General features: G+C 64.6%; 25 protein-coding genes. All 25 read left to right on the top strand.

Features of this window, described 5'->3' with window-relative positions; all coding sequences use genetic code 11:
* The first annotated feature begins 51 nt into the window (after window positions 1–51).
* Window positions 52–585 carry a PilZ domain-containing protein gene (locus F466_RS0109190; RefSeq protein ID WP_018993952.1) on the top strand — a complete coding sequence of 178 codons (534 nt, stop codon included), beginning with the start codon at window positions 52–54 and terminating at the stop codon, window positions 583–585.
* A gap of 86 nt (window positions 586–671) precedes the next feature.
* Window positions 672–2,060, top strand: a complete 1,389-nt coding sequence (locus tag F466_RS0109185) for a sigma-54-dependent Fis family transcriptional regulator (protein WP_026296442.1) — start codon at window positions 672–674, stop codon at window positions 2,058–2,060.
* A gap of 185 nt (window positions 2,061–2,245) precedes the next feature.
* Window positions 2,246–3,619, top strand: coding sequence for a sigma-54-dependent Fis family transcriptional regulator (locus F466_RS0109180; protein WP_026182223.1), 1,374 nt, complete (start codon window positions 2,246–2,248; stop codon window positions 3,617–3,619).
* A gap of 121 nt (window positions 3,620–3,740) precedes the next feature.
* Entirely contained in the window at window positions 3,741–4,070 is a 330-nt protein-coding gene (gene fliE / locus F466_RS0109175; protein WP_018139220.1) for a flagellar hook-basal body complex protein FliE, read from the top strand.
* Between the two features lie 29 nt (window positions 4,071–4,099).
* Window positions 4,100–5,758, top strand: a complete 1,659-nt coding sequence (fliF, locus tag F466_RS0109170; RefSeq protein WP_018993950.1) for a flagellar basal-body MS-ring/collar protein FliF — start codon at window positions 4,100–4,102, stop codon at window positions 5,756–5,758.
* Window positions 5,745–6,761 (top strand): flagellar motor switch protein FliG, encoded by a 1,017-nt coding sequence (gene fliG, locus F466_RS0109165; protein WP_018139222.1) that lies wholly within the window; start codon window positions 5,745–5,747, stop codon window positions 6,759–6,761. The genes fliF and fliG overlap by 14 nt, the downstream gene beginning before the upstream one ends.
* Entirely contained in the window at window positions 6,758–7,459 is a 702-nt protein-coding gene (locus F466_RS0109160; RefSeq protein WP_018993949.1) for a FliH/SctL family protein, read from the top strand. Before fliG ends, F466_RS0109160 begins: the two co-directional genes overlap by 4 nt.
* Window positions 7,456–8,832, top strand: coding sequence for a FliI/YscN family ATPase (locus F466_RS0109155; RefSeq protein WP_018174305.1), 1,377 nt, complete (start codon window positions 7,456–7,458; stop codon window positions 8,830–8,832). Before F466_RS0109160 ends, F466_RS0109155 begins: the two co-directional genes overlap by 4 nt.
* Before the next feature lies 1 nt (window position 8,833).
* Entirely contained in the window at window positions 8,834–9,286 is a 453-nt protein-coding gene (locus F466_RS0109150) for a flagellar export protein FliJ (protein ID WP_018993948.1), read from the top strand.
* A gap of 64 nt (window positions 9,287–9,350) precedes the next feature.
* On the top strand, window positions 9,351–10,436 hold the full coding sequence (locus F466_RS0109145; protein WP_018993947.1) for a flagellar hook-length control protein FliK: 1,086 nt from the start codon (window positions 9,351–9,353) through the stop codon (window positions 10,434–10,436).
* Between the two features lie 289 nt (window positions 10,437–10,725).
* Window positions 10,726–11,214 carry a flagellar basal body-associated protein FliL gene (gene fliL / locus F466_RS0109140; protein WP_018993946.1) on the top strand — a complete coding sequence of 163 codons (489 nt, stop codon included), beginning with the start codon at window positions 10,726–10,728 and terminating at the stop codon, window positions 11,212–11,214.
* Between the two features lie 8 nt (window positions 11,215–11,222).
* On the top strand, window positions 11,223–12,197 hold the full coding sequence (gene fliM / locus F466_RS0109135; RefSeq protein WP_018139228.1) for a flagellar motor switch protein FliM: 975 nt from the start codon (window positions 11,223–11,225) through the stop codon (window positions 12,195–12,197).
* A gap of 12 nt (window positions 12,198–12,209) precedes the next feature.
* Window positions 12,210–12,809 carry a flagellar motor switch protein FliN gene (fliN, locus tag F466_RS0109130; RefSeq protein ID WP_018993945.1) on the top strand — a complete coding sequence of 200 codons (600 nt, stop codon included), beginning with the start codon at window positions 12,210–12,212 and terminating at the stop codon, window positions 12,807–12,809.
* Between the two features lie 3 nt (window positions 12,810–12,812).
* Window positions 12,813–13,256 carry a flagellar biosynthetic protein FliO gene (fliO, locus tag F466_RS0109125; RefSeq protein ID WP_018139230.1) on the top strand — a complete coding sequence of 148 codons (444 nt, stop codon included), beginning with the start codon at window positions 12,813–12,815 and terminating at the stop codon, window positions 13,254–13,256.
* Window positions 13,256–14,023, top strand: coding sequence for a flagellar type III secretion system pore protein FliP (gene fliP / locus F466_RS0109120; RefSeq protein WP_018993944.1), 768 nt, complete (start codon window positions 13,256–13,258; stop codon window positions 14,021–14,023). The genes fliO and fliP overlap by 1 nt, the downstream gene beginning before the upstream one ends.
* Window positions 14,024–14,034: 11 nt before the next feature.
* Window positions 14,035–14,304 carry a flagellar biosynthesis protein FliQ gene (fliQ, locus tag F466_RS0109115; protein WP_012982568.1) on the top strand — a complete coding sequence of 90 codons (270 nt, stop codon included), beginning with the start codon at window positions 14,035–14,037 and terminating at the stop codon, window positions 14,302–14,304.
* An 18-nt stretch (window positions 14,305–14,322) separates the two neighbouring features.
* Window positions 14,323–15,084: a flagellar biosynthetic protein FliR gene (gene fliR / locus F466_RS0109110; protein WP_018174310.1), complete on the top strand. Its 762-nt coding sequence runs from the start codon at window positions 14,323–14,325 to the stop codon at window positions 15,082–15,084.
* Window position 15,085: 1 nt separating this feature from the next.
* Window positions 15,086–16,237, top strand: a complete 1,152-nt coding sequence (flhB, locus tag F466_RS0109105; RefSeq protein ID WP_018174311.1) for a flagellar biosynthesis protein FlhB — start codon at window positions 15,086–15,088, stop codon at window positions 16,235–16,237.
* Window positions 16,237–18,348: a flagellar biosynthesis protein FlhA gene (flhA, locus tag F466_RS0109100; RefSeq protein ID WP_018139233.1), complete on the top strand. Its 2,112-nt coding sequence runs from the start codon at window positions 16,237–16,239 to the stop codon at window positions 18,346–18,348. The genes flhB and flhA overlap by 1 nt, the downstream gene beginning before the upstream one ends.
* 104 nt (window positions 18,349–18,452) lie before the next feature.
* The gene (gene flhF, locus F466_RS0109095; RefSeq protein ID WP_026296441.1) at window positions 18,453–19,697 is read left to right on the top strand and encodes a flagellar biosynthesis protein FlhF; all 1,245 of its coding nucleotides are present in this window, start codon (window positions 18,453–18,455) and stop codon (window positions 19,695–19,697) included.
* On the top strand, window positions 19,684–20,508 hold the full coding sequence (locus F466_RS0109090) for a MinD/ParA family protein (protein WP_018862904.1): 825 nt from the start codon (window positions 19,684–19,686) through the stop codon (window positions 20,506–20,508). Before flhF ends, F466_RS0109090 begins: the two co-directional genes overlap by 14 nt.
* Window positions 20,505–21,266 (top strand): RNA polymerase sigma factor FliA, encoded by a 762-nt coding sequence (locus tag F466_RS0109085; protein ID WP_018139236.1) that lies wholly within the window; start codon window positions 20,505–20,507, stop codon window positions 21,264–21,266. The genes F466_RS0109090 and F466_RS0109085 overlap by 4 nt, the downstream gene beginning before the upstream one ends.
* Window positions 21,267–21,325: 59 nt before the next feature.
* The gene (gene cheY / locus F466_RS0109080; protein ID WP_018139237.1) at window positions 21,326–21,706 is read left to right on the top strand and encodes a chemotaxis response regulator CheY; all 381 of its coding nucleotides are present in this window, start codon (window positions 21,326–21,328) and stop codon (window positions 21,704–21,706) included.
* Between the two features lie 102 nt (window positions 21,707–21,808).
* Entirely contained in the window at window positions 21,809–22,585 is a 777-nt protein-coding gene (locus F466_RS0109075) for a protein phosphatase CheZ (RefSeq protein WP_018139238.1), read from the top strand.
* A gap of 79 nt (window positions 22,586–22,664) precedes the next feature.
* Window positions 22,665–24,797, top strand: a complete 2,133-nt coding sequence (locus tag F466_RS0109070; RefSeq protein ID WP_018993941.1) for a chemotaxis protein CheA — start codon at window positions 22,665–22,667, stop codon at window positions 24,795–24,797.
* Window position 24,798: the final 1 nt, after the last annotated feature.

Below are 24,798 nucleotides of genomic sequence, written 5' to 3'. Positions count from 1 at the left end.
CAAACCGCGCAAGCGGCGGGAACGCACCCTGCCGGTAAACCAGGAGGTCCGATGACGGCGAGCGAATGGAGCGAGTACCTGGGGGATGATCTGCGAGTGAGCAGTGCGCTCGCGGTCGGCCCATCGGAGCGCGCCTTGACGGACCCGGGGCTCGCACAGCGCCTGATCGAAAGCCTGGACCTGTTCGACGACACTCACCCGCGCTCGATCCCACACGAGGACGAGACCGCACCCGAGATCCAGCGCCTGGAGCACAAGCTGGACCTGCTGCTGCATCTGGTGGCCGAATCGCTGCACCCGGAGCGTCCGGCACCCGTGGAGGCGACCTTGTCGCGCCACGGGATTGTATTGCCAGCGGGCACTGTACCCGAGGACTGTGACCGTCTGGAGATCTATCTCAGCCGGCTGTTGCCGCAGCCTTGCGTGCTGGGTGTCGAGAGTCCGACAACGGCTGGAGACGTACAGCTGATGCGGTGGACGGGCATGGAAGACACCCTCAGAGAGTCCCTTGGACGCTGGATTTTTCGCCTCCATCGGCGCGAGATTGCCGACAAACGACAGAAAGTTGACGCCGGTCACAACTAGCCGGATACTGAGACGCTCATCACACCTTTGTATGGGTCGGCTTTGGACCCTGCATGAGTCAACTCAGTCTACGAGCGGTGGCCGGTATGACGGATCTGAATGGACGCAGCCAGGAACTACGGATTGCTCTCACCGGTGAACCAGGCGCTGCCCGCGACACGCAGGCGATTCTGTCCTGTCTCGGTTGTGAAACCGAATCCCATCAATCCCCTGATGCATTGATCGACCAGGGTTCCGACGCCGCAGCGGTGTGGTGGTGCGGGCCGGCCGCGGAGCTGGACCAGCGCCTGTTCGAGGGACTCAACGGGCAGACGACCGTGGTCGTGCAGCCCACCGATGGCGAGAAGGTCAGCGCCCCGGGTTCGGGTTGCGTGGTGGAGCACCCGTTGTCGATTGCCCAGGTGAGCCAAGTCTTGCAGTGGCTGCGGTACGGCCGCGAGCCCGGGCATGACGACATGCCGGGCCTGGTGGGGGTGCATCCGACGATGCTGGCGGTCAAGCGCCTGGTCGCGCAGGTGGCCCGTACCGATGCCACGGCGCTGATTCTGGGCGAAACCGGGTCCGGCAAGGAGGTCATTGCGCGGGCGATCCACGCGGCCTCCGATCGTGCGGACAAGCCCTTCGTCGCCGTCAACTGCGGCGCAATCCCGGCGGATCTTCTCGAAAGCGAGTTGTTCGGGCACGAGAAGGGGGCCTTTACGGGTGCCTTCACCGCGCGTACGGGCCGCTTCGAACTGGCCGGCGACGGGACGCTGTTCCTCGACGAGATCGGGGACATGCCGTTGCCGATGCAGGTCAAGCTGCTGCGTGTCCTGCAGGAGCGCGTGTTCGAACGCGTTGGTTCCAACAAGTCGATCTCCACCAATGCACGGATCATCGCGGCCACGCATCGCAATCTGGATGACGCGGTGACCGAGGGCAGTTTCCGTCAGGATCTGTTCTTCCGGCTCAATGTATTCCCCATCGAGCTACCCCCGCTGCGCGAGCGCGCGAGCGACATCCCGTCCCTGGTGGCTGCGCTGGAGGATCGGTTGCGAGAGCAGGGCATGACTCCGGCCCACCTGACCCCGGCCGTGATGGCGCACCTGAGCCAGCTGCCGTGGAAGGGCAACATCCGCGAACTGGCAAACCTGCTCGAGCAGTTGGCCATCATGTATCCGGACCTGCCAGTGGACCTCGGGCAGCTCCCTCCGCGGGTCCGCCCGGAGGGCATCGAAGACCTGACCATGCCGCCGCAGAGCGATGCGAATGGACAGGCCGGCAGCGCGCCGAATGGGGCATTGGGTCTGGCCCGCGAGGGGCTGCCCCCGGAAGGCGTGGACCTGCGCGGCTATCTGAATGACCTGGAGCGCGAAATGATCGTCACGGCGCTGAACGAAACCGGCCAGGTCGTCGCCCGTGCGGCGCGCCGCCTCGGTATGCGCCGCACCACCCTGGTCGAGCGTATGCGCAAGTTCGGATTGGGCAAGGCCTGAGGTTCTGCCCCTTGGCCCAGCATCGTCGGGAAGCCGTCAGGTGGGGGCCGCGTTGATACCGGAACGCCCGACGAGGATTTGACGACGCGCATCCGGACCCCTTGTTAAGTCCTTGTAGTTATTTCGTTTCTTCTTTCTGGCTTGGTTCTTGCTGGTTGCCTCCTGAACTTTCGAGGAACCGGTATATGTCCAGAGCGACCATTCTCCTAGTCGATGCGGAACCCGCGCTGCGCGAGGCGGTGGTCCGCGTATTGGCGACGATCCCGCGCGTGCGGCTGGAATCTTGCCGGAGCGAGGCGCTACCGGTCGCACTGGAGACGCATCGCCCTCGTGCGGTTTTGGTGGCGCGCAGGGATGCCCCGGGCCACTGGGCTGAGTTGGGGGCGCGGATGCCGGTCGCCGCGGTCGGGCACGACGCCACGCAGGACGCCGAGATCGGGGCCTTGCGTGAAGGCTTGGCCGCGCATTTCGCCCTTCCCGAGATGGCCGAGTCCATGGCTGAATGGCTGCGTTCGGTGGCCAGGCCGTCGCCAAGCATTGTGGTTCCACGGATGGTGGCGCAGAGCGCCTCAATGCAGTTGTTGGACGCCTTTGTCTCGAGGATCGCCGCAAGCCCGGCGACGGTATTCGTCACCGGCGAGTCAGGCGTTGGCAAGGAGGTGCTGGCCCGCCAGGTGCATGCCCGCTCACCACGTGCGAACGGCCCGTTCGAGGCCGTCAACTGCGCGGCACTGCCGGAGACGATGCTGGAGGCCCTGTTGTTCGGGCATGCGAAGGGGGCGTTTACCGGGGCACTGGAGGCGCGGCCCGGGAAGTTCGCCCAGGCTCACGGCGGGACGCTGTTGCTCGACGAGGTCACGGAGATCCCGGTGAACCTGCAGGCCAAGCTGCTGCGGGTGCTGCAGGAACGCGAGGTAGAGCCACTGGGCGGCCGGCAGGCCCGCCGAGTGGATGTACGGGTGATTGCGACCTCGAACCGCGACCTGCGCGAGGCACTGGCGGAAGGGGTGCTGCGCGACGACCTCTACTACCGCCTGAATGTCTTTCCTGTCTGGATCCCGCCGCTGCGCGAGCGCCCGGAGGATATCGTGCCGCTGGCGCGCACCCTGCTGCGCCGGTTGAGCGGCAATGCCTTGACCGATCTCGATGCGTCTGCCCGGAAACGGCTGGTCGAGCACGACTGGCCGGGCAATGTGCGCGAGCTCGCCAATGTGATGGAACGTGCGGTGACGCTGCACGATGCGGCGCGCGGACCCGTTATCGGTGTCGAAGCGATCTGGCTGGACCTGGACATGCTGATGCCCTGGGGCACGCACGAGTGTCGGCCATCGGACGCTTCGGACCCGGATGACCGCGACTCGGTCGACGAGAACTCGACGCCCATGCTGGAACAGACCCTGCAGACACAGGAGAGTCGGGTGATTCTCAATGTCCTGCGCGAGTCGGGCGGGCGCCGCAAGGAGGCCGCGGAACGTCTGGGAATCAGCCCCAGAACATTGCGTTACAAGATTGCCCGGTTGCGGGAATCGGGCTTCGCGGTGCCTTCGTCGAGTCACTAGTGAGACCACTGGCACGGCCTTTGCTTAGTGCTGTTTCGACGCCAACAGGTCACATCGGGCATTGGCGCGAAGGGTAAGACACGCACACGTGGGCGTGGATGGCGAATAGGGGAGTCGAATCATGAGCGAGATGCAGATTCAGAACGTTCTGGCCCAGATGCGCCAGCTGACGCAGAGCTCGGGCGTGGAAGGGACCAATCCCGCGCAGCAGCCGGGCAAGGTCGGCGGGGCGGATTTCCAGAACGTGCTGCGCGACTCGCTGCGCGGGGTGAATGATGTTCAGCAGAGTGCGACCGATCTACAGACTCGCTTCGAGCTGGGCGACGAGAACGTCAGCCTGCCCCAGGTCATGGTGGCAATGAACAAGTCGAGCATCGCGTTCGAGGCCACGAACCAGGTACGCAACCGGCTCCTGAATGCGTATCAGGAAATCATGCGGATGCAGGTCTGATGCGCGGACCGCACGGAGAATAAGTACTCATGGCCGAGAACGCACAATCCCTGCCGTCCGTAATCACGGGTGGTATCCGCGAGTTCAATGGCATGCCGGCGGGGCGTCAGCTTGCGCTTCTGGGCATGCTCGCCGGCGCGATCGTGGTGATCGTGGCGGTACTGTACTGGGCCTTCCGGCCGACGTATGTGCCGCTGTTTCCGCGCATGGAAAGCGAGGAGGCAGCGGAAGTCGTGCAGGCGCTGTCCCAGGCCGGTATTTCATACCAGGTGGACGCCACGACCGGACAAGTGAAGGTGCCCCAGGGGGATCTGGCCGAGGCGCGACTGCAGCTGGCATCGGAAGGCCTGCCGCGCTCGGGCGATGTGGGCTTCGAGCTGCTGCAGGAAGACACCGGGCTGGGTACCAGCCGTATGGTGGAGGGGGCGCGCTTTCATCGCGCGATGGAGGGCGAGCTGGCGCGCACCGTTGCGTCTCTGGACGCGGTCGAACGGGCACGCGTGCATATCGCGCAGGCCGAACAGTCGGTATTCGTGCGCGATCGCCGCCCGGCCACTGCCTCGGTGGTTGTTCATCTCCGGGGTGGTCGCTCGCTTTCCGAGTCGCAGGTGGCCGCGGTCGTGCATCTGGTGGCCTCCAGCACCTCGGAGCTCGAGGCGGAGCGGGTGACGGTGGTCGATCAGCGTGGCCGCCTGTTGACGCAGGATGGGGCCGATCGTGGCGGCATGGCCAGCAGTGACCGCCTGTCGTTCTCGCGCGAGGTCGAACAACGCTACGCCGAGCGCATCCACGATCTGCTGGCGCCGATCGTGGGTTCGGACAAGGTGCGCGTCCAGGTCAATGCCGATATCGATTTCTCGCAGGTGGAACGCACCGAGGAGCTCTACGATCCCGAGACCATCGCGCTGCGTTCGGAGCAGACGCGCGAGGACGAGCGCACCGGGATGGATGGTGGGCCGGCGGGAGTCCCCGGCGCCCTGACCAATCAGCCGCCGGAGGGCGGGGCGGTTGAGGGCACTGAGGGTGAGGTGGCCCCGGCGCCGCTGCCGACGAGCCGCAGCGCCAACGTTACGCGTAACTACGAGGTCGATCGACGCATCAACCATATCCGCGAGGCGCCGGGCGGTATCCGCCGGGTGTCCACCGCGGTCGTGGTGGACTTCCGTGAGCAGCTGGGCGAGGACGGAGCCAGCGAGAGCGTGGCGCGCGATGCGGAGGAGCTGGAAAGGATCGAAGCGCTGGTGCGAGAAGCGGTTGGATTCTCGGAGGCCCGAGGCGATACGCTGAACGTCGTGACGGCGCCCTTTGAGGCCCCGGCGGAAGAAATGATCGAAGACGAGGTGCCGTTCTGGTCTCAGTCGTGGTTCCTCGAGATGGTCAAGATCGGCGCAGGCCTGTTGTTGGCGTTGATTCTGTTGCTCACGGTGGTTCGCCCGGCGCTCAAGCAGCTGATGGCAAGCCCGCCGCGTGATCCGCGGGCCGACCAGCAAAGGGCGCTGACGGACCAGTCGGACGAAGATAGTCCCGGTGCGCCGGCGGGCTCGCAGTCGGCCGTGGCCGCACTGACGGGCCCCAAGGGGCCCGATCAGCAGGAGATGGATCTCGAGGCGGTACGCGAGATGGTGCGCGAGGATCCGAAGCGCGTGGCGCAGGTAATGAAGACCTGGTTGGGTGATGATGGCCGTTGACAAGCAACCCAAGAAGCTCGATGGCGCGGAACGCGCCGCGGTGTTCATGATGAGTCTCGGCGAGGATGCCGCCGCCGAGGTCATGCGCCATATGGGGCCCAAAGAGGTCCAGAAGATCGGGACCGCGATGGCCTCGATGGACCGCATCTCGCGCGCGGATGTGGACTCCGCGCTGCACGAGTTTTCCGCGCATGTGCAGGAGCAAACGGCGCTCGGCGTGGGTGCGGACGAGTACGTGCGCAGCGTGCTGGAGAACGCCCTTGGCGAGAAGGCCTCGGGCGTCATCGACCGGATCCTGCTGGGGCGCAATTCCAAGGGGATCGAGGCCCTTAAGTGGCTGGACCCGCGCGCGATCGCCGACATGCTGCGTAACGAACACCCACAGATCGTCGCGATCGTCCTGTCGCACCTGGATTCCGATCAGGCATCGGACACGCTGCAATACCTGCCTACCCGCGTGCAGACGGACGTCGTGATGCGAATCGCGACGCTGGACGGCATCCAGCCGCAGGCGCTGCAGGAGCTGGATGAAATCCTCGATCGTCAGCTTTCGGGGAATGCCGCCAGCAAGACCTCGATGCTGGGTGGGGTTCGCACGGCGGCCAACATCATGAATCTGATGGAAGGGTCGCGCGAGGCCGAGATCATGGAATCCATCAAGGAGTCCGATTCGGACCTTGGCGGGCGGATCGAAGAAGAGATGTTCGTCTTCGAGAACCTGGTGGATATCGACGATCGCGGCATCCAGACCCTGTTGCGCGAGATCTCGACAGACTCGTTGGTGCTGGCCATGAAGGGCGCCGAAGAGGAGCTCCAGGACAAGATTTTCCGCAATATGTCGAAGCGTGCGGCCGAGATGCTGCGTGAGGATCTGGAGGCCAAGGGCCCGGTCCGCGTGAGCGAGGTCGAGGCGGCGCAGAAGGAGATCCTGGCGGTGGCCCGTCGCCTCGCCGAGAACGGCGAGATCGTGCTCGGCGGGCAGGGTAGCGAGGCGATGTTGTGACATCCCGTCCCGGCGCCCAGGTGCGGGTCCATGACCCCGACGCGTCGGTTTGGGAACCGCCAGAGATTGGCGATGAAGGCCTGCGGCCGCCCCGACGACTGCCCACGGCCGCCGAGATCGAGGCGATCGAGGAACAGGCACGTCAGAATGGCTTCGAGGCCGGATACGCCGAAGGCCACGAGGTCGGGAAACAGGAGGCCGAGAAGGCCGCGCGGGCAAAGTCGGACAAGCAGCTGCGCGAGACGGTCGCCAGACTGGAGTCACTGGCGGGTGGGCTGACCGACCCGTTGGCCGAAGCAGCCGACCAGCTGGAGCCGGAGCTGCTGGCGTTGACCGTCGCCCTGGCCCGCAAAGTGCTGTCTGCCGAGCTGGAGACCCGACCGGAACTGATCGAACAGGTATTGCATCAGGCCTTGGCACAACTGCCTGGGCGGAATCAGGAAGTGCGGGTGCATGTGCACCCGGATGACCGCAACCTGCTGGAAGAGTATGTCCAGTCGCTGGATACGCGGGTGCGCTGGGTCGCGGATACGAACCTTGTTCGGGGTGGCTGCCGCGTCGAGTCGGGCGCGGCGTTTGTGGACGCCTCGCTGGAGCGCCGCCTGCAACAGGCGGTCGAGGCGGTCTGGGGCGATCTGGCTGAGCCTGCCCGTTCGACGGCGCCCGAGGATGCTTCGGTATCGGAGGACGATTCATGAGCTCGCCCCTCGATACCCTGCGCAAGCGTGGGCAAGAGCAACTGACCACCGGGCTTCTGGATCGTCTGCAGCAGTCGCGTGGCCGGCTGGAGCGCGTGCAACCGCCACAGTCCGAAGGCCGCCTGTCGCGGCTGACGGGCCTGACCTTCGAGGCCGAGGGGTTGCGCCTTCCGATGGGTGGCCGGGCGCTGATCCACGGCGAGAATGGCGCGGCCGTCCCGGCCGAGGTGGTGGGGTTCCAGAACGACCGCACCTTTCTGATGCCGGAGGAGCTTGCCTCGGGCCTGACGCCCGGTGCGCGCATCGAACCACTCGATATCCAACGCGAGATCCCGGTCGGGGACGCGCTGCTCGGGCGCGTGATCGATGCCAATGGCCAGCCGCTGGATGGCAAAGGGCCCTTGCGCGCGCGTGACCACAGTCCGCTGTCGGGGCGGCCGATCAACCCGCTACAGCGGGCTCCGGTGCGGGAACCGCTGGATGTCGGGATTCGCTCGATCAACGGCCTGCTGTCGGTCGGCCGTGGGCAGCGGCTGGGCCTGTTCGCCGGGTCCGGTGTCGGGAAGAGCGTTCTGCTCGGGATGATGACACGCAACACTGATGCCGATGTGATCGTGGTCGGGCTGATCGGTGAGCGTGGGCGCGAAGTAAATGAATTTATCCACGAGATCCTGGATGAGGAGTCACGCCAGCGCACCGTGGTCGTGGCAGTGCCCGCCGACCAGTCGCCGCTGCTTCGCCAGCACGGGGCCTGGGTAGCCACCACGGTGGCGGAGTCGTTCCGCGACCGGGGGCTCAATGTACTGCTGTTGATGGATTCGCTCACGCGTTTTGCCCAGGGGGCGCGCGAGATCGCGATGGCGATTGGCGAGCCACCGGCCTCGAAGGGCTACGCCGCCTCGGTGTTCGCGCGTCTGCCGCAACTGGTGGAGCGGGCCGGCAACGGGGATGTGGGCGGTGGTTCGATCACGGCGTTCTATACGGTGCTCGCCGAGGGCGATGACCAGAACGACCCGATTGTGGATGCGGCGCGTGCGATCCTCGACGGGCACGTGGTCCTGTCGCGCGAGATCGCGGAGACCGGACGCTATCCCGCGATCGACGTGTCGGCGTCGGTCTCGCGAGTGATGAGCGCGCTGATCACGCCGGAGCACGAGCAGGCGGCCCGGCGATTCCGGGATCTCGCCTCGACCTACATGCGCAACCGCGACCTGATCGCCGTGGGCGCCTACCGCAGGGGAGCGGATCCGCATCTGGATGAAGCGGTGGCGATGCACGAGCGGCTGGAGGCCTACCTTGGGCAGGGTCGCGACGAGGCGGTCGGGTTTGATCAGGCCCGCGACGAACTGCTGGCCTTGATCGGGGGCGCCTGAAATGGATTCTCGGCGCTTGGAACGTCTTCTGCGTCTGCGACGCATCGAAGAGAGTGAAGCCACGCGTCAACTGGGGGCGCGGTTGCAGCAACTGGACGCGGTCGAGACCCAGCGGACCCAGCTGGAGGGCTATCAGCTCGAGTATCTCCGGGCGCCACTGCCCGATGACACGAATCAGCTCAAGTGGCTTTCCGGGATGCGGGATCAACTGCGGCATGCACTGGAACAGCAAGACCTTCGCGCGCAGGCCGCAGGCGCCCAGGCGGAGCAGGCACGCCAGGAGTGGCTGCTCCGCCACCGGGCGGTGATGTCCCTGGAAAAGCTCCTGGAGCGCCGCATTGCAGAACAGGAGCGGGTGGCCGATCGCCGTCGCCAGCATGAGCAGGACATGTGGGCGACACGGCAGGTGCACACGCGCACGCAGGAGACGAACAACGACTGGCAAGAATCTTGAATGAGCTGACCAGGAATGCCCATCAAAGGCGTACGAGCCGGGCAATGACTCAGAGGATCCATTGATGATCGCGACAGGCAATGCCGGCCAGGGGATGATGCCGCTGCTGCAGTTGTTGGGGGGTGGCAGTGACCTCAAGGACCTTCAGGCGCTCGAAGGCCTCGAAGGGTTGAAGGACCTGAAAACCGCAGAAGGCGAGGGTTTCCTCGATATTCTTCAGCCACAGCTCGAGGCGCTGCTGGCCGATCTGGGCGTGGGTGAAGAGGAGCTTGAAGGGCTCGATCTGGAGGGCATGCTGGCCCGCTTGCAAGCCCTGATGGACGGAGGCGAACTGGCCGTCGAGGTGGAATCGGGCGGCAAGGATTTGCCGCTGGCCGCGCTCATGACGGCAGTGGATGATCGCCCCGGTCCGTCCGTTGCACGTATGGAGCGCGGCGAAGGCAACGGTGGCGCGCGCGAGATCAAGCCGTTGCCTGCAGCGGTCATGCGGCTGTTCCTCGAGTCCAGCCAGGGCTCGGCTGCTTCAGGCGGCGGGGCGGGCACCGAGCTGCTCGGTCCGAACAGCCGCCTTTCGCGCGAGAATGTTCTGGAGCTGCTGGCGCAATGGATGTCCCAGGGGACTGATACGCAAAGGGCGCAGGGACGCGCGGAACCTCTGGCCGGCATTCTGCCGGCGCATGTACAGGCTGCGGAAGGCAGCGAGGGTTCACGCAGCTCGTTGCGCCTGGACCTGGCTCGGCTGCTGCAGCCGGGTGGCGAGCGCGAGCTGACGGACCAGATCCGCATGCTGGCGCGTGCCCAGGGCGGCCGTACCGAGATCAAGCTGCACCCGCCGCAGCTGGGGACACTCGATGTCCGCCTGAACGTGGACGGTGATCGAGCCACCGTCCAGTTCATCAGTGCAAATCCGGTGACCCGCGAGGTTCTGGAGGCGGCGATGCCTCGGCTGCGCGAGAGTCTCGCCCAGAGCGGCCTTACGCTCGAGGATGCGACCGTGTCCGATCAGGCGGCCGAAGAGCGTGAAGGTCAGCAGGAATTGGCTGACGGGCAGCGGGCCGGGCGCGAGGCCGATGAGTCCGAGGCCGAGGAAGAGCAGGCGACGGGTAGCACCCTTTCTATCCTGAACCGCCGGCTTGACCTGTTCGCCTGAGTAAGTCCGTTTGCAAAAGACCGGGTGCGTAAACCCGCCCGGTCGTTCCCAACCTCGGTTGTTGTGCCGCCAAGATCCCGTCTTCTGCCGGGTTCGGGGCGGCTGAATCTTGACGATCCCCTTTTTAATTCCCGGCTGCACCCCTCCTGTGCTCTCCTCGTTACCGCTTAAGCGTCGGAAATCATTACATAAATTAATTTTGGCACTGCCTTTGCTATGAGTTCAGGCAATAGTCAGCGCGATCCCGTGCCGTCAACATGGACGGATTCACGAATCTCGAGGGTGGGAAATGGCGGAGAAGGAAGTCGAACTGGGTGGAGAAGGCGCCGGCAATAAGGGCAAGAAGGGGCTGCTCTGGATTGTCATTTTGCTGGTGCTCGTGTTCGCCGGGGCCGGCGCGGCGGCTGCGTGGTTTTTCTTGTCCGGCGGTGGCGAGGAAGAGACCGGTGAAGAAGGCCCGGCCGAGCGTCACTATCACGGGCTGGAGCCGATGACCGTGAACATTGATGGGCCCGGACGCATTCGCTATCTCCGGGTCGAGCTAAGCGTCGTCACCACCGACCCCGAGGTGATTGAAGCACTGGAGCGGCATATGCCGGCCGTTCGCAACGATGTGCTGGGCCTGCTTGGAGAGAAACACTACGACGACCTCAATACGCGTGACGGGAAGGAATCGCTTGCCGAGGAGCTGCGCGAGGCGATCGCCGAGATCCTTGAGGAGCGGGACGCACCACATGATGTGGAAGCGGTGCGCTTTAACGAACTGGTCATGCAGTAGGCAGAACCATGGCGCAAACGGACATCCTCAGCCAGGACGAGATCGACGCCCTCCTTCATGGGGTCGATGACGGCGATATCGAAACGGATGACCCGTTTCCGAATGACGGAGAGGCCCGCGAGTTCAACTTCGCGACGCAGGATCGGATCGTGCGTGGGCGGATGCCCACGCTGGAGATGATCAACGAGCGCTTTGCACGACACCTCCGGGTACGCCTGTTCAATATGCTGCGTCGCTCTGCGGAGCTCTCCGTGGTCGGCACTCGGGTCTCGAAGTTCTCGGAGTACATGCACTCCTTGTTCGTGCCGACCAGCCTGAACCTGGTGCGGGCGCATCCGCTGCACGGGACTGGTCTGTTCGTGTTCGACCCGAAGCTGGTGTTCATCCTGGTCGACAACTTCTTTGGTGGCGACGGTCGCTACCACACGCGCATCGAGGGACGGGATTTCACGCCGATGGAGATGCGCGTGGTCCACGGCATCCTCGAAGGCGCATTCGAGGACATGGTCAAGGCCTGGCAGCCGGTGATGGATCTGCGCTTCGAGTTCCTGAACTCGGAGGTGAACCCGCAGTTCGCCAATATCGTCTCGCCCACCGAGATCGTCGTGATCAGCGAGTTCCATATCGAGCTCGATGGTGGCGGCGGCAATCTGCATTTCACCTTGCCGTACTCGATGATCGAGCCGATCCGCGAGCAGCTGGATACCGGGCTGCAATCGGACCGGTCCGACGTGGATCAACGCTGGATGAAGGCGCTGGAAGAAGAGATTCAGGACGCGGAAGTCGAGGTGAGCTCCACCCTGACCGAGACCGAAGTGACGGTGCAGGAGCTGCTCGACATCCAGCCGGGCGACATCATCCCGATCAATCTCCCCGAGACCGTTACCTTGAGAGTCGAAGATATCCCGCTGTTTCGTGGGAAGTTTGGCGTATCCGATGGCAAGAATGCGATCCAGGTGACGGATCGCATTATCAAGCGATAGAGGGCTGCACCCATGGCAGACACCGAAGACAACAAGAAAGACGACGAGAGCCTGGCTTCCAGTGAGGACAGTGACGTGACCCCGGAGGCAGCCGAAGGGGAATCCGAAGAGGACCAGGACGCCCTGGCGGACGAATGGGCCGCAGCGCTGGCCGAGCAGAAGGACACCGACGGTGAGCCGGCCGCCGATCCGGACGAGCTGTTGAATCAGGCCCAGGCCAGCAGTAGCGGAAGTGAATCGGCCGATCCCCTGATGGGAGCGGAGAAAAGGGAGCGCAAGCACAAGCCCGATCCGGAGGCCGAACCTCTGAAGCCGGAGGAACTGGCGGCGTCGGCCGGCATGTCGGCCGAGGACATTAATCTGCAGATGGTGCTGGATGTGCCGGTCACCATCTCGATGGAGATCGGTCGCAGCCGCATCCCCATTCGCAATCTGCTGCAGTTGAACCAGGGGTCGGTGGTGGAGCTCGACCGACTCGCGGGGGAGGCGTTGGATGTGCTCGTGAACGGGACGCTCATCGCGCATGGCGAGGTGGTCGTGGTCAACGAGAAGTTCGGCATACGGCTGACTGACGTGATCAGCCCCAGTGAACGCATTCGCAAGCTCAAGTAACTGATGAAACTACGATTTGCACATTGGCTGGCAGTCCTCGGACTGACCGGCACAGGGGGGCTCTGGCCTGCGATTGGCCTCGCCGAGGAGGCGAACGGCGGGATCTCGGCCGCCGCCCACCTGACGCAGATGATCGGCGGGCTGGTCATCGTGATCATCGCGATCGTCGTTCTGGGCTGGATTCTTCGCCGGACCCAGGGTGGCCTGAGCCGGGGTTCGCAGACCATCGAGCTGGTGGCGGTGCGCTCGGTGGGGACGCGCGAGCGCCTGATGCTGGTCCAGGTAGGGGAGGAGCAGGTCCTGATCGGGGTCGCACCCTCGGGGATGCGGACCCTGCACACGCTGCGGGAGCCGGTCAGCGTCGAGGAGGCAACGACGCCTGACTTCTCCAGTGCGCTGCGCCGAGCCGTCTCGGGTCGGCGCGAGGCGGGAGGCGAGCGGTCGTGATGGCGGGTCGGCTCAGGTACCTGCCGCGCGCCGTTCTGGCGCTGGCGCTGTTGCTGCTTCCGGGGCTGGCCTGGGGTCAGTTCGGCGGCGAGGGGATCGAGGCGCTGACGGTGACCACCGACGGCGAGGGCGGCGAGACCTATTCCGTCACCCTGCAGATCCTGCTGCTGATGACGCTGCTGACGTTGTTGCCGGCGGCGCTGATCATGATGACGGCATTTACCCGCATCCTCGTGGTGCTGGCGATCCTGCGCCAGGGGCTGGGGACGACGCAGACCCCCTCGAACCAGATCCTCATTGGCCTGGCGTTCTTCCTCACCCTGTTCGTGATGGCACCCGTATTCGACGAGATCTACGAGAGCGCCGTGGTCCCGTACATGAACGAGGAGATGGGGACCGAAGAAGTCCTGCAGGCCGGTGTGCAGCCCCTTCGCGAATTCATGCTCGCGCACACCCGCGAGAGCGATATCCGCATGTTTGCCGAGATCAACGGCATCGACGGATTCGAAGACGCTGATGACATCCCGTTGCGCCTGCTGGTGCCGGCTTTCGTAACCAGCGAACTGAAGACGGCCTTCCAGATCGGATTCCTGATCCTGATTCCGTTCCTGATTATCGACCTGGTGGTGGCGTCCGTCCTGATGTCGATGGGGATGGTCATGTTGTCGCCGCTGATCATCTCGCTGCCGTTCAAGGTGATGCTGTTCGTCCTCGTCGATGGCTGGGCGCTGATGATGAACACGCTTGCCACCAGCTTCTTCGTTTAGGGGGATACGCGATGACACCCGAAATGGTGGTTGATGTCGGGCGCGAGACGCTCACGGTCGTGGTCCTGCTGGCCGCGCCGCCGCTGCTGACGGCCCTGGCCGTGGGCCTGGCGATCGGGATGCTGCAGGCCGCGACCCAGATCCAGGAGATGACGCTGTCCTTCATCCCCAAGCTGCTGGCGATGTTTGCCGCCTTGCTGATCTCCGGACACTGGATGCTGGCGCTGATCATCGAATACACGGAGCGACTCTATGATGCCGCGCCGGGCATGGTGGGGTAGGCAGCCGTGAACCTCGCCATGGAGCAGATCCTCGTGTGGGTGGGGGCGGTCATGTGGCCGTTTGCCCGCATTGGGGCGATGCTCCTGGTGATGCCGGTGTTCGGCGGTGATCAGCTCACCGCGACGGTGCGCATCCTGTTTGCCCTGGTGCTGGCGATCTTCGTGGCCATGCAGGGGCCGGCGCTGCCAGCAGTGGACCCGATCAGCATCGAGGGCGTGGTGGTGACCGTGCACCAGATCCTGATCGGTCTGGTGATGGGCTTCATCCTGCAGATGGTCTTTTCCGCACTGACGCAGGCCGGCGAGGTGATCGCACTGTCGATGGGTCTTGGTTTCGCCTCGATCGTGGATCCGGCACAGGGCGTGCAGGTGCCGGTGGTCTCCACGATCTTCGTGATCATGGCCACGTTGATCTTCCTGGCAATGAATGGGCATCTGATCGCGCTCGAGCTGCTTCTGACCAGCTTCGAGACGCTGCCGGTCGCCCCCTCGGGGCTGGATGCCGAGGCGCTGGCGTCGCTGATCGCGTTTGGCAGTGTCATGTTCCAGGGGGCCGTGCTGGTTGCGATCCCGGCGGTGGCCTCGCTGCTGCTGGTCAACCTGTCGATGGGGGTGATTACCCGGGCCTCGCCGCAGCTGAACATCTTCGCGGTGGGCTTTCCGATGATGATCCTGATGGGCTTCATCCTGCTGATGCTGACCATGCCCGGGTTGCCGGAGCGGCTTGGGGATCTGTTGTTCGAAGGTTTTGGCCTGATGCAAGCGATGCTGGGGTTCTAGGATGGCCGAGAACGAGAGCGGACAAGAGAAAACCGAACAGCCGACTCCGAAACGCCTGCGCGAGGCGAAGGAGAAGGGTCAGGTCCCGCGTTCGCGGGAGCTGTCGACCTTCCTCGTACTGATGGCGGCCGGCGGATTCATGACGTTCTTCGGCCCGACGATGGGCGGGCAGCTGGCCGAACAGACGGCCGGGCGCTTCGACATCGAGCGTGATCTGGCCTATGACAGCTCGCTGCTGCTGCCGTATCTGTCGGAACAGATCTTTATGACGTTGCGCACGCTGCTGCCGCTTTTTGGCGTGCTGATGGTCGCGGCGGTACTGGCGCCCATCCTGATCGGCGGCGCCAACTTCTCCTGGCAGGCGGCGAAACCCAAGGCCTCCAAGCTGAACCCGCTCAAGGGTCTCAAGCGCATTTTTTCGTGGCAGGGTTTGATGGAGTTTGGCAAGACCTTCGCCAAGTTCGTGCTCATCGCGGGTGTCGCGATGTCGGTGTTGTGGACCTTTTCGGATCGCCTGCTGATGCTCGGCTACGAGCCCCTTGAGCAAGCGATCGCGCACGCGGCGCAGCTGGCGCTGGGGACGTTCGTGGCGGTCTCGGCCGCACTGATCCTGGTGGCCGCGATCGACGCGCCGTTTCAGATGTGGAACCACCAGAAGCAGCTGCGCATGACGCGCCAGGAGCTGAAGGACGAGTACAAGGAGACCGACGGCAAGCCGGAGGTCAAGCAGAAGATCCGGCAGCTGCAGCAGGAGATGGCGCAGCGCCGGATGATGGAGGAAGTCCCGAAGGCCGACGTGGTCATCACCAACCCGACCCACTACGCGGTAGCGATTACCTACGAGGCCTCGCGCATGGCTGCGCCGAAGCTCGTGGCGAAGGGCGTGGACGAGGTCGCGGCGTCGATCCGCGCGGTCGCGGACGAACACAAAATCATTCGCGTCGAGGCACCCCGGGTGGCGCGTGCAATCTACTTCACCACGGACCTGAACCAGGAGATCCCGAACGGGCTGTTCGTCGCAGTCGCGCGCATCCTCGCCTACGTCTATCAGCTGAAGCGCGCGGATGCAGACGTCGCGATGCCGGATGACCTGCCGGTGCCGGAAGACTATCTCGATCCGCAGCAGCCGCGCGGCCGTCGGAGGAACCGCTAATGGCCTTCTTCGACCGCCTGGGGACTGTCGGCAAGTGGGGCCTGGGGGCGCCGATCCTGCTGATCGCGATGCTCTCGATGATGGTGCTGCCGCTGCCGCCCATCGCCCTGGATGTCCTGTTCACCTTCAACATCGCGCTGTCGCTGGTCGTGATCATGGTCGCGGTCTACACGCCGCGGCCGCTGGAGTTCGCGGTCTTCCCGACCGTGCTGCTGGTCGCCACCTTGCTGCGCCTGGCGCTGAACGTGGCCTCCACGCGCGTGATCCTGCTGGAGGGGCATACCGGCACTGACGCCGCGGGCCAGGTCATCCAGGCCTTTGGCGATTTCGTCGTGGGCGGCAACTACACCGTCGGTCTGGTGGTGTTCGCCATCCTGATCATCATCAACTTTGTGGTGGTGACCAAGGGCGCCGGGCGTGTCTCCGAAGTGAGTGCTCGATTCACCCTGGATTCCATGCCGGGCAAGCAGATGGCGATCGACGCCGACCTGAATGCCGGAATTCTGACCCAGGAAGAGGCGCGCAAGCGCCGCGAGGAGATCGCTAGCGAGGCGGACTTCTACGGCTCGATGGACGGTGCCTCGAAGTTCGTGCGCGGGGACGCAATCGCCGGGATTCTCATCCTGTTCGTGAACATCATTGGCGGCCTGACTATCGGCACGCTGCAGCACGGCATGTCGATGGGCGACGCCGCGACGAACTACGTGCTGCTGACCATTGGTGATGGTCTGGTCGCGCAGATCCCGTCGCTGGTGCTGTCCTCGGCCACCGCGATCATCGTGACCCGTGTCTCCAGCACCCAGGACATGGGCCAGCAGGTGTTCGGGCAGATGTTCTCCAACCCGCGCGTGCTGTACGTGGCGGGTGGCGTGATCGCCGCGCTGGGGCTGGTGCCGGGTATGCCCAATGCCGTATTCCTGGGTCTCGCCTCGCTGGCCATCGGATCGGCCTACCTGATGCAGCGGCGCGAGCGCGAGCAGGCCGTGGAGGTGGAGCGCGTGCCTGACGAAGCGGCGGACACCAGTCCGGAAAATCGCGATCTCACCTGGGACGACGTGCCGCCGATCGACCTCGTCTCCCTGGAAGTCGGCTATCGTCTGATCCCGCTGGTGGATCGCACCCAGGACGGTCAGCTGATGGGGCGGATCAAGGGTGTGCGCCGCAAGCTCTCCCAGGAGCTGGGGTTCCTGCTGCAACCGGTCCATATCCGCGACAACCTGGAACTGAGTCCGAATGCCTATCGCATCTCCCTGCTGGGTGTCACGGTGGCGGAGGCCGAGGTCTTCCCCGATCGCGAGCTGGCGATCAATCCGGGCGAGGTGTTCGGCACCGTTCCGGGCACGCCGACCAAGGATCCGACCTTCAATCTGGACGCCTTGTGGATCGATCCGGCGGATCGCGATCAGGCGCAGGGCGCCGGCTACACCGTGGTCGACTGTTCCACCGTGATCGCCACGCATCTGTCGCAGGTCTTCCGCGAGAACGCCCATCGCCTGATTGGTCACGAAGAGGCCCAGCATCTGCTGGACCAGCTGGCACGGCATTCGCCGAAGCTGGTCGAGAATCTGGTGCCGAAGACACTCTCGCTGTCGGTAATCCTGAAGGTGCTGCAGAACCTGCTGGCCGAGCAGGTCTCGATCCGCGACCTGCGCACGATCGCCGAAACCCTGGCAGAGGAGGGCGTGAAGAGTCAGGATCCCGGCGTTTTGACTGCGGCCGTGCGTGTCTCGCTGTCGCGCTCGATCGTGCAGGACCTTGTGGGACCGGACGATGAGCTGCCGTTGATCGCGCTCGACCCGTCGTTGGAACAGCTCTTGCATAAGTCTCTTCAGGGCAGTAATGGCGAGACCGTGGGGCTGGAACCGGGCCTGGCGGAACGCCTGCAGCGGTCGGTGTCCGAGGCGGCCCAGCGCCAGGAAGCCAGCGGGCAGCCGGCCATCCTGGTGGTGGCCCCGGAGATCCGCTCCTGGATTGCCGGGTGGCTCCGCGGAGCCGTGCGCAGCCTGGCGGTGCTGGCCTTTACCGAGATCCCCGATAACCGGCGGATCCGCGTGGTGGCCACGGTGGGCCAGGAAGACTCGGCCCGGCAGGCAACGCCCACAGGTGCCTGAGACGAACAGTAGCGATCGGATACGAGAGGGAAACACTGATCAGTGTTTTCCTTGAGCGGAGCGGGAGAACAGAGATGAATGTGAGACGGTACCGGGCACGCGACATGCGCGATGCGATGCGGCAAGTGCGTGAACAGCAGGGCGAGGATGCCGTGATCCTGTCGAGCCGCCGTGTCGATGGTTGGCTGGAGGTTGTCGCGGCGCTGGAAGATGGCGACGCGGGGGTCTCGGAGCGCGAGCAGCAGGCTGCGGTGAACGCGGTCCATGCCCCGCGTGAGGCGCCGGCATCCGCCTCGCGTCCGAGCCCGGGCTCGGCCTGGCCCGCGGACCCCGAGCTCGCCGCGATGCGCCAGGAGCTGCGGGATCTGCGCAGCCTGCTCACTCGCCAGCACAGCGACAACGAGGCCGCACAGTGGGCGGCGCGGCATCCGCTGGCGGCGGAGTGCAAGGCGCGTCTGATGGACCGTGGGTTCAGCGAGTCACTGGCGCGCAGTCTCGCCGGGAGTATTCTCGACGACAGCACGGTGGAGCAGGCCTGGGAGAGGCTGCGCGCACGCCTTTCCGGGGCGATCGCGACCCGCCATCCGGACATCCTGGATGAAGGTGGCGTGCTGGCCCTGGTGGGGCCTACGGGGGTGGGCAAGACCACTACACTCGCACGCATTGCCTTGCGTCAAATCCGTCGTATGGGTGCGGATTCGGTTACGCTGGTCACACTGGACACCCAGCGCATTGGGGCCACGCGCCAGCTGCAGGCGTTCGCGCAGATGGCGGGCGTGTCATTGCGGGTGCTGCAGAGCCCGCGCGAGTTGCGCGACATGACCGCGCGAGCAGAGGATGGGCATCTGATTCTGGTCGACACCGCCGGGCAGGCACCTTCCGCGGTGGGCGACGAGTCGCTGTTTGCCGGCTGGCCGGACCATGTCCGGCGCGAGAGCTGGCTGGTCGTCTCCGCGACCACTCAGGCGGCGGCGCTGCGAAGGGTGCTGGATGCGTTCCGGAAGACGGAGCCATCGGCGCTGGTGCTGACCAAACTCGACGAAGCCGAACAGTTGGGGGAGACGTTGTCGGTATTGCTCGATCAACACCTTGGGCTCACGTTTGTCAGCGATGGACAGCGGATTGCCGAAGACTTCCACCGGGTCGAGACGGGCGATCTGACCCGGCGGGCGCTCGGCGAAGAGCGCGGCCCCGCGCGTCGATCCTCCCGCGATGAACGATGGACCGATGCAAGCCTGGCGGAGTTCTCGAATGCCGGCCGCAATGCGCCGTCGCCGCGCCGTACTCAGGATGCGGGCGTTCTGGAGATGATCCATCCGGTGGGGAAAGGACGCTATGCCACGCACTAATCAGCCGTTGAAGGTCATTGCGGTTGCCTCCGGCAAGGGCGGCGTCGGCAAGACCAATGTGTCGGTCAACCTGTCCGTGGCGCTCGCGCGGCTGGGCCGCGAGGTCATGCTGTTTGATGCCGACCTGGGGCTGGCCAATGCCGATGTGCTGCTCGGACTGCGACCCGAGCGCACCCTGCATGACCTGGTGACCGGACAGGTGGACGACCTCCAGGATGTGCTGATCGAGGGCCCGGAGGGGATCAAGGTCATCCCGTCGGCCTCGGGGATCGCGGCGATGGCGAATCTCACGCAGCTCGAGCACAACGGTTTGATCCAGGCATTCAGCGCCTATTCCAAGCCGCTGGATGTGCTGGTGGTGGATACGGCAGCGGGCCTGCAGGAATCCGTCACGACCTTCTGCCGGGCGGTCCAGGAGACCCTGGTTGTCGTCTGCGACGAGCCGGCGTCCATCACCGATGCCTATGCCTTGATCAAGGTGCTGCATCGCGATCATGGCATGCGGCGTTTCCGGCTGGTCACGAATATGGTCCAGGACCGCGCGGGCGCCGAGCGCTTGTTGCAGAAACTCACCACGGTTTGCGACAACTACCTGCCGGAAGTCATCCTGGATCTCGCCGGTTACATCCCGATGGACGAGCATCTGCGCAAGGCCGTACAGAAACGGGCACCGGTCGTGCAGCAATATCCGGGCAGCCCGGCGGCCAAGGCCTTTACCGAACTCGCCCGTGCGGTCGACCGCTGGCCGGTGGCCCGTGGTGCCGATGGTGGTGTCGGGTTTTTCGTCGAACGGATGCTGCAGAGCGCATGATGGCGACGCGTAATCGCCTCCACGGATACGAGAACGTGGCCGCAGCCGGCCACGAGCAGCGCGTCGCGGAACATATCGAGCTGGTGCACCGCATCGCGCACCATCTGATGGCTCGCCTCCCTTCCTCGGTCCAGGTCGATGACCTGATCCAGGCCGGCATGATTGGCCTGCTGGAGGCCGCGCGGCAATTCGAGGGCGGGCAGGGCGCGACGTTTGCGACCTACGCCGGGATTCGCATCCGTGGCGCGATGATCGACGAGTTACGCCGCAGTGACTGGACCCCGAGATCGGTGCACCGCAACAGCCGCAAGATCGCCGAGGCGATCCAGACGGTCGAGGCCAGGGAGGGGCGTGCGGCGCGCGGGGTCGAGGTGGCCGAGGAACTCGAGGTCCCGATCGACGAGTACTACTCGATGCTGCAGGACCATGCCGGCGCCCATCTGTTCGCGCTGGATGATCTGGGCGGCACCGATGGTGATGCGGACCGGGTGATCGAGGGGCAGGAGGCCTCGCCCTCGCGCACGATCGAGGCCGGGGAGTTTCGCGAGGAGCTGGCCGCCGCGCTGGGCGATTTGCCCGAACGCGAACGTCTGGTGTTGTCGCTTTATTACATCGAGGAGCTCAACCTGCGCGAGATTGGCGCGGTACTCGGGGTGACCGAGTCGCGCGTCAGCCAGATCCGCAGTCAGGCCGTTATCCGACTGCGCGCGCGCCTGGGCTCCTGGCTCGAAGACGGCGAGGCTTTGCAGTTATTCTGAAGGCCAAGCTCTAGTACTCATATGAATCATTTATCCCGGAGTGACCTGTGGACAAGGGAATGAAAATTCTCATCGTGGACGACTTCTCCACGATGCGACGGATCATCAAGAACCTGTTGCGTGATCTTGGCTTCAACAACACCCAAGAGGCCGATGACGGCAGCACGGCATTGCCGATGCTCCAGAACGGCGACTTCGATTTTCTGATTACCGACTGGAACATGCCCAATATGCCGGGCATCGACCTGCTGCGGGCGGTTCGTGCCGACGAGAAGCTGAAGACGATGCCGGTGCTGATGGTGACGGCGGAGGCCAAGCGGGATCAGATCGTCGAGGCGGCCGAGGCGGGCGTGAACGGCTACGTGGTGAAGCCCTTTACTGCGGAAACCCTCAAGGAAAAGATCGACAAAATATTCGAACGCATTGAATCCCAAGGCTAGTTTGGGATTCGGTGTCGAAGTCTCCTGGTCCAGACAAATGGATGGCCGGGGGATCGATCCCGGTCATCACGTTCGGGATGGGGAGCGAGCAAGGGGCTTTGGATGACAGACCAAGAACAATCGATCAGTGAGCAGCAAATCGCTCGCGCGCGGGAGCTCGTGCAGGTTCTGGAGGCAGGGGATGAGGTGGCCGCGCGCGCGTTGATCCAGGATCTGGCGCGCCCCTACGACCGGGAACTCTTCGACGAGCTCGGAAAGCTTACGCGCGACCTGCACGAGGCCTTGCAAAGCTTCCGGGGGGATTCGCGGCTGGTCGAGTTGACCCAGGCCGAGATCCCGGATGCCCGCGAGCGTCTCAATTATGTGGTCACGATGACCGAGAAGGCCGCGCACGAGACCCTGACCGCGATCGAGACGAGTCTCCCCATTGCCGAATCGTTCAGCCAGCAGGCCGGCCAACTGACGGCGAAGTGGACCCGTTTTCGCAATCGGCAACTCTCGGTCGACGAGTTCCGGGAATTCGCTCGTGAGCTGGACGAGTTTTTTGCTCAGGCCAACGACGATACCGAAGAGCTGCGCCGCCTGCTGTCGGAGGTTCTGATGGCGCAGAGCTACCAGGATATTACCGGGCAGGTGATCCGGCGCGTGATTCAGCTCGTGACCGACCTGGAGGAGAACCTGGTCACGCTGATTCGGCTGTCCAGCGGGCGTATGGAGACGGTCGAGGCTGCGGAGAAGACGCTGGATGACGATGCCGAGCGGCGTGAGGGCGATCGGCGTGGACACGGGCCAGCAGTGCCGAAGACTCAAGATTCCGGCCAGGATGTCGTTCAAGGACAGGACGAGGTGGACGATCTGTTGTCCAGCCTGGGCTTCTAGGTAGCCCGCTGATCCCTGAATCGGCGGCTTCCCGGCGCCCACCCCTCAACGGCAAGCCTCACCGGAACGGAGAGACCGAATGGCCATCGACCCCAACGACGAAATCCTTCAGGACTTCCTGATCGAGGCCGGGGAACTGCTCGAAGGACTCAACGAGCAGCTGATCGACCTGGAACAGCATCCCGATGACCGGGATCTGTTGAACGCGGTATTCCGCAGCTTTCACACGATCAAGGGTGGCGCGGGCTTTCTGAGCCTGGATCCGCTGGTGACCGTCTGCCATCACGCAGAGGATGTGTTTAATCTCCTGCGCAATGGGGAACGTCAGGTCGACGGTCACCTGATGGATACCATGCTGCGGGTCCTCGATACGTTGAACGTGATGTTTGGCGACCTCCGCTCCGGGGTCGATCCGACGCCCGCGGAGGCCGATCTCGTCGAAGACCTGCGGCGGATGGCCAAGAATGAAGACGTGGCCGGCAATTCCGAACCCGCCGCAATCGCGACGCCAGACGTGCCCCCCGAACCGGAGCCGGAACCGGCACCCCCCGCCGAGGTGGAAGCCACTGCGAAGGCTGGAGGGGATGAGTCGGGGCTGGTCGGTGCCGATGACGAGATTACCGATGACGAGTTCGAGGCCCTGCTGGATTCGCTGCACGGCGATGGTTCGCCGCAGGCGGCCCAGGACTCCGCTACGCCGTCGACTGAGGACGCCGGGTTGCCCGACACCGATTCGGATGCAGCCGGGCCAGGGGACGACGGCGAGGACCTGATTTCCGACGATGAGTTCGAGAACCTGCTGGACGAGTTGCAGGCACGAGGTCATGGGCCTCCTGCCACTGCAGCGCCGGCACCCGCTGTGACTGAGTCGTCCCCGCATGAAGAGCCGAGCGTGGAGCCCGAAGCCGCTGGCGCGACACAGGAACCGCCGGCTCCCGAAGCCAAGCCACAGGCGTCTTCGCCTGCGGCCGGGGCGGCCGGCGCCCGGCAGGCCCCTCAGGGCGAGGCCTCGGTCCGTGTGAACACCGAACGTCTCGACGAGATTATGAATCTGGTCGGGGAGCTGGTGCTCGTGCGCAACCGCCTGAGCATGTTGCGAACCCAGCACGTGGATGACGAGCTGGGCAAGGCCATTAGTTCGCTGGCGCTGGTCACGTCGGATCTTCAGACGTCGGTGATGAAGACCCGCATGCAACCGGTGAACAAGGTCTTCAATCGCTTCCCGCGCGTGATCCGCGATCTGTCGCGCAGCCTGGGCAAGGAGATCGAGCTGGAGATCTTCGGCGAGGACACCGACCTCGACAAGAACCTGGTCGAGGCCCTGTCCGATCCGCTGGTGCATCTGGTGCGCAACGCCGTGGATCATGGGATCGAGACTCCGGAGGTGCGCGAGAAGGCCGGCAAACCGCGCAAGGGTACGGTGGTGCTCGGCGCGGCGCAGGAAGGCGATCACATCGCCTTGCTGATCAAGGACGATGGGGGTGGCATGGATCCGCAGGCCCTGCGGCGCAAGGTCGTCGAGAAGGGTCTGATGGAACCCGCGATGGCCGAGCGGATGACCGATCGCGAGGCCTTCAACGTCATCTTCATGGCCGGGTTCTCCACCAAGACCGAGATCTCGGATGTGTCCGGTCGCGGGGTGGGGATGGACGTCGTCAAGACGAAGATCTCGCAGCTCAACGGCACCATCGAGATCGATTCCGAGATCGGTGTCGGGACCACGCTGCGGGTGAAGCTGCCGCTGACCCTGGCGATCCTCCCTGCATTGATGGTCATCCTCGACGGGCGGCGATTCGCGATCCCGCTGGCGTCTGTCTCGGAGATCCTGGACCTGGATCTGACCAAGACCCATTACGTGGATGATCAGGAGGTCATTGTCGTAAGAAATCAGGCGCTTCCGGTTCACTATCTCAAGCGGTGGTTGAAGCCGGGGTTCATCCCCGAAGCCAAACCGGAATCGCATGTGGTCGTGGTGCATACCGCGGATCGCAAGGTAGGGCTGGTCGTCGATGATCTGGTGGGGCAGGAAGAGGTGGTCATCAAGCCACTGGGGCAGAACCTGCAGGGCGTGAAGGGCCTGGCAGGCGCGACCATCACGGGTGATGGAGGGATTGCGCTGATCCTGGATGTCGCCGATCTCGTGGGTTTGTTGACGCACAAGATCCCGTCGGCGGGCCGCACCCGGCGGCCTGCGCAAACAATCGAGGGCTAAG

The sequence above is a fragment of the Thioalkalivibrio sp. ALgr1 genome (genome assembly GCF_000378285.1).
Taxonomy (GTDB): domain Bacteria; phylum Pseudomonadota; class Gammaproteobacteria; order Ectothiorhodospirales; family Ectothiorhodospiraceae; genus Thioalkalivibrio.
Note: the sequence above shows the minus strand (reverse complement) of the source record. Positions and strands in the feature narration are given on the sequence as shown.

Excerpts from the sequence above, each read along its gene's own strand:
- fliM (WP_018139228.1), top strand. The coding sequence starts at position 11,223 with ATGGCGCAAACGGACATCCTCAGCCAGGACGAGATCGACGCCCTCCTT.
- fliF (WP_018993950.1), top strand. The coding sequence starts at position 4,100 with ATGGCCGAGAACGCACAATCCCTGCCGTCCGTAATCACGGGTGGTATC.
- F466_RS0109070 (WP_018993941.1), top strand. The coding sequence starts at position 22,665 with ATGGCCATCGACCCCAACGACGAAATCCTTCAGGACTTCCTGATCGAG.
- fliG (WP_018139222.1), top strand. The coding sequence starts at position 5,745 with ATGATGGCCGTTGACAAGCAACCCAAGAAGCTCGATGGCGCGGAACGC.
- fliQ (WP_012982568.1), top strand. The coding sequence starts at position 14,035 with ATGACACCCGAAATGGTGGTTGATGTCGGGCGCGAGACGCTCACGGTC.
- fliP (WP_018993944.1), top strand. The coding sequence starts at position 13,256 with ATGGCGGGTCGGCTCAGGTACCTGCCGCGCGCCGTTCTGGCGCTGGCG.
- flhB (WP_018174311.1), top strand. The coding sequence starts at position 15,086 with ATGGCCGAGAACGAGAGCGGACAAGAGAAAACCGAACAGCCGACTCCG.
- F466_RS0109185 (WP_026296442.1), top strand. The coding sequence starts at position 672 with ATGACGGATCTGAATGGACGCAGCCAGGAACTACGGATTGCTCTCACC.
- fliO (WP_018139230.1), top strand. The coding sequence starts at position 12,813 with ATGAAACTACGATTTGCACATTGGCTGGCAGTCCTCGGACTGACCGGC.
- fliN (WP_018993945.1), top strand. The coding sequence starts at position 12,210 with ATGGCAGACACCGAAGACAACAAGAAAGACGACGAGAGCCTGGCTTCC.
- fliL (WP_018993946.1), top strand. The coding sequence starts at position 10,726 with ATGGCGGAGAAGGAAGTCGAACTGGGTGGAGAAGGCGCCGGCAATAAG.
- fliE (WP_018139220.1), top strand. The coding sequence starts at position 3,741 with ATGAGCGAGATGCAGATTCAGAACGTTCTGGCCCAGATGCGCCAGCTG.
- flhF (WP_026296441.1), top strand. The coding sequence starts at position 18,453 with ATGCGCGATGCGATGCGGCAAGTGCGTGAACAGCAGGGCGAGGATGCC.
- F466_RS0109150 (WP_018993948.1), top strand. The coding sequence starts at position 8,834 with ATGGATTCTCGGCGCTTGGAACGTCTTCTGCGTCTGCGACGCATCGAA.
- F466_RS0109090 (WP_018862904.1), top strand. The coding sequence starts at position 19,684 with ATGCCACGCACTAATCAGCCGTTGAAGGTCATTGCGGTTGCCTCCGGC.
- F466_RS0109190 (WP_018993952.1), top strand. The coding sequence starts at position 52 with ATGACGGCGAGCGAATGGAGCGAGTACCTGGGGGATGATCTGCGAGTG.
- F466_RS0109085 (WP_018139236.1), top strand. The coding sequence starts at position 20,505 with ATGATGGCGACGCGTAATCGCCTCCACGGATACGAGAACGTGGCCGCA.
- F466_RS0109180 (WP_026182223.1), top strand. The coding sequence starts at position 2,246 with ATGTCCAGAGCGACCATTCTCCTAGTCGATGCGGAACCCGCGCTGCGC.
- fliR (WP_018174310.1), top strand. The coding sequence starts at position 14,323 with ATGGAGCAGATCCTCGTGTGGGTGGGGGCGGTCATGTGGCCGTTTGCC.
- flhA (WP_018139233.1), top strand. The coding sequence starts at position 16,237 with ATGGCCTTCTTCGACCGCCTGGGGACTGTCGGCAAGTGGGGCCTGGGG.
- F466_RS0109155 (WP_018174305.1), top strand. The coding sequence starts at position 7,456 with ATGAGCTCGCCCCTCGATACCCTGCGCAAGCGTGGGCAAGAGCAACTG.
- cheY (WP_018139237.1), top strand. The coding sequence starts at position 21,326 with ATGAAAATTCTCATCGTGGACGACTTCTCCACGATGCGACGGATCATC.
- F466_RS0109145 (WP_018993947.1), top strand. The coding sequence starts at position 9,351 with ATGATCGCGACAGGCAATGCCGGCCAGGGGATGATGCCGCTGCTGCAG.
- F466_RS0109075 (WP_018139238.1), top strand. The coding sequence starts at position 21,809 with ATGACAGACCAAGAACAATCGATCAGTGAGCAGCAAATCGCTCGCGCG.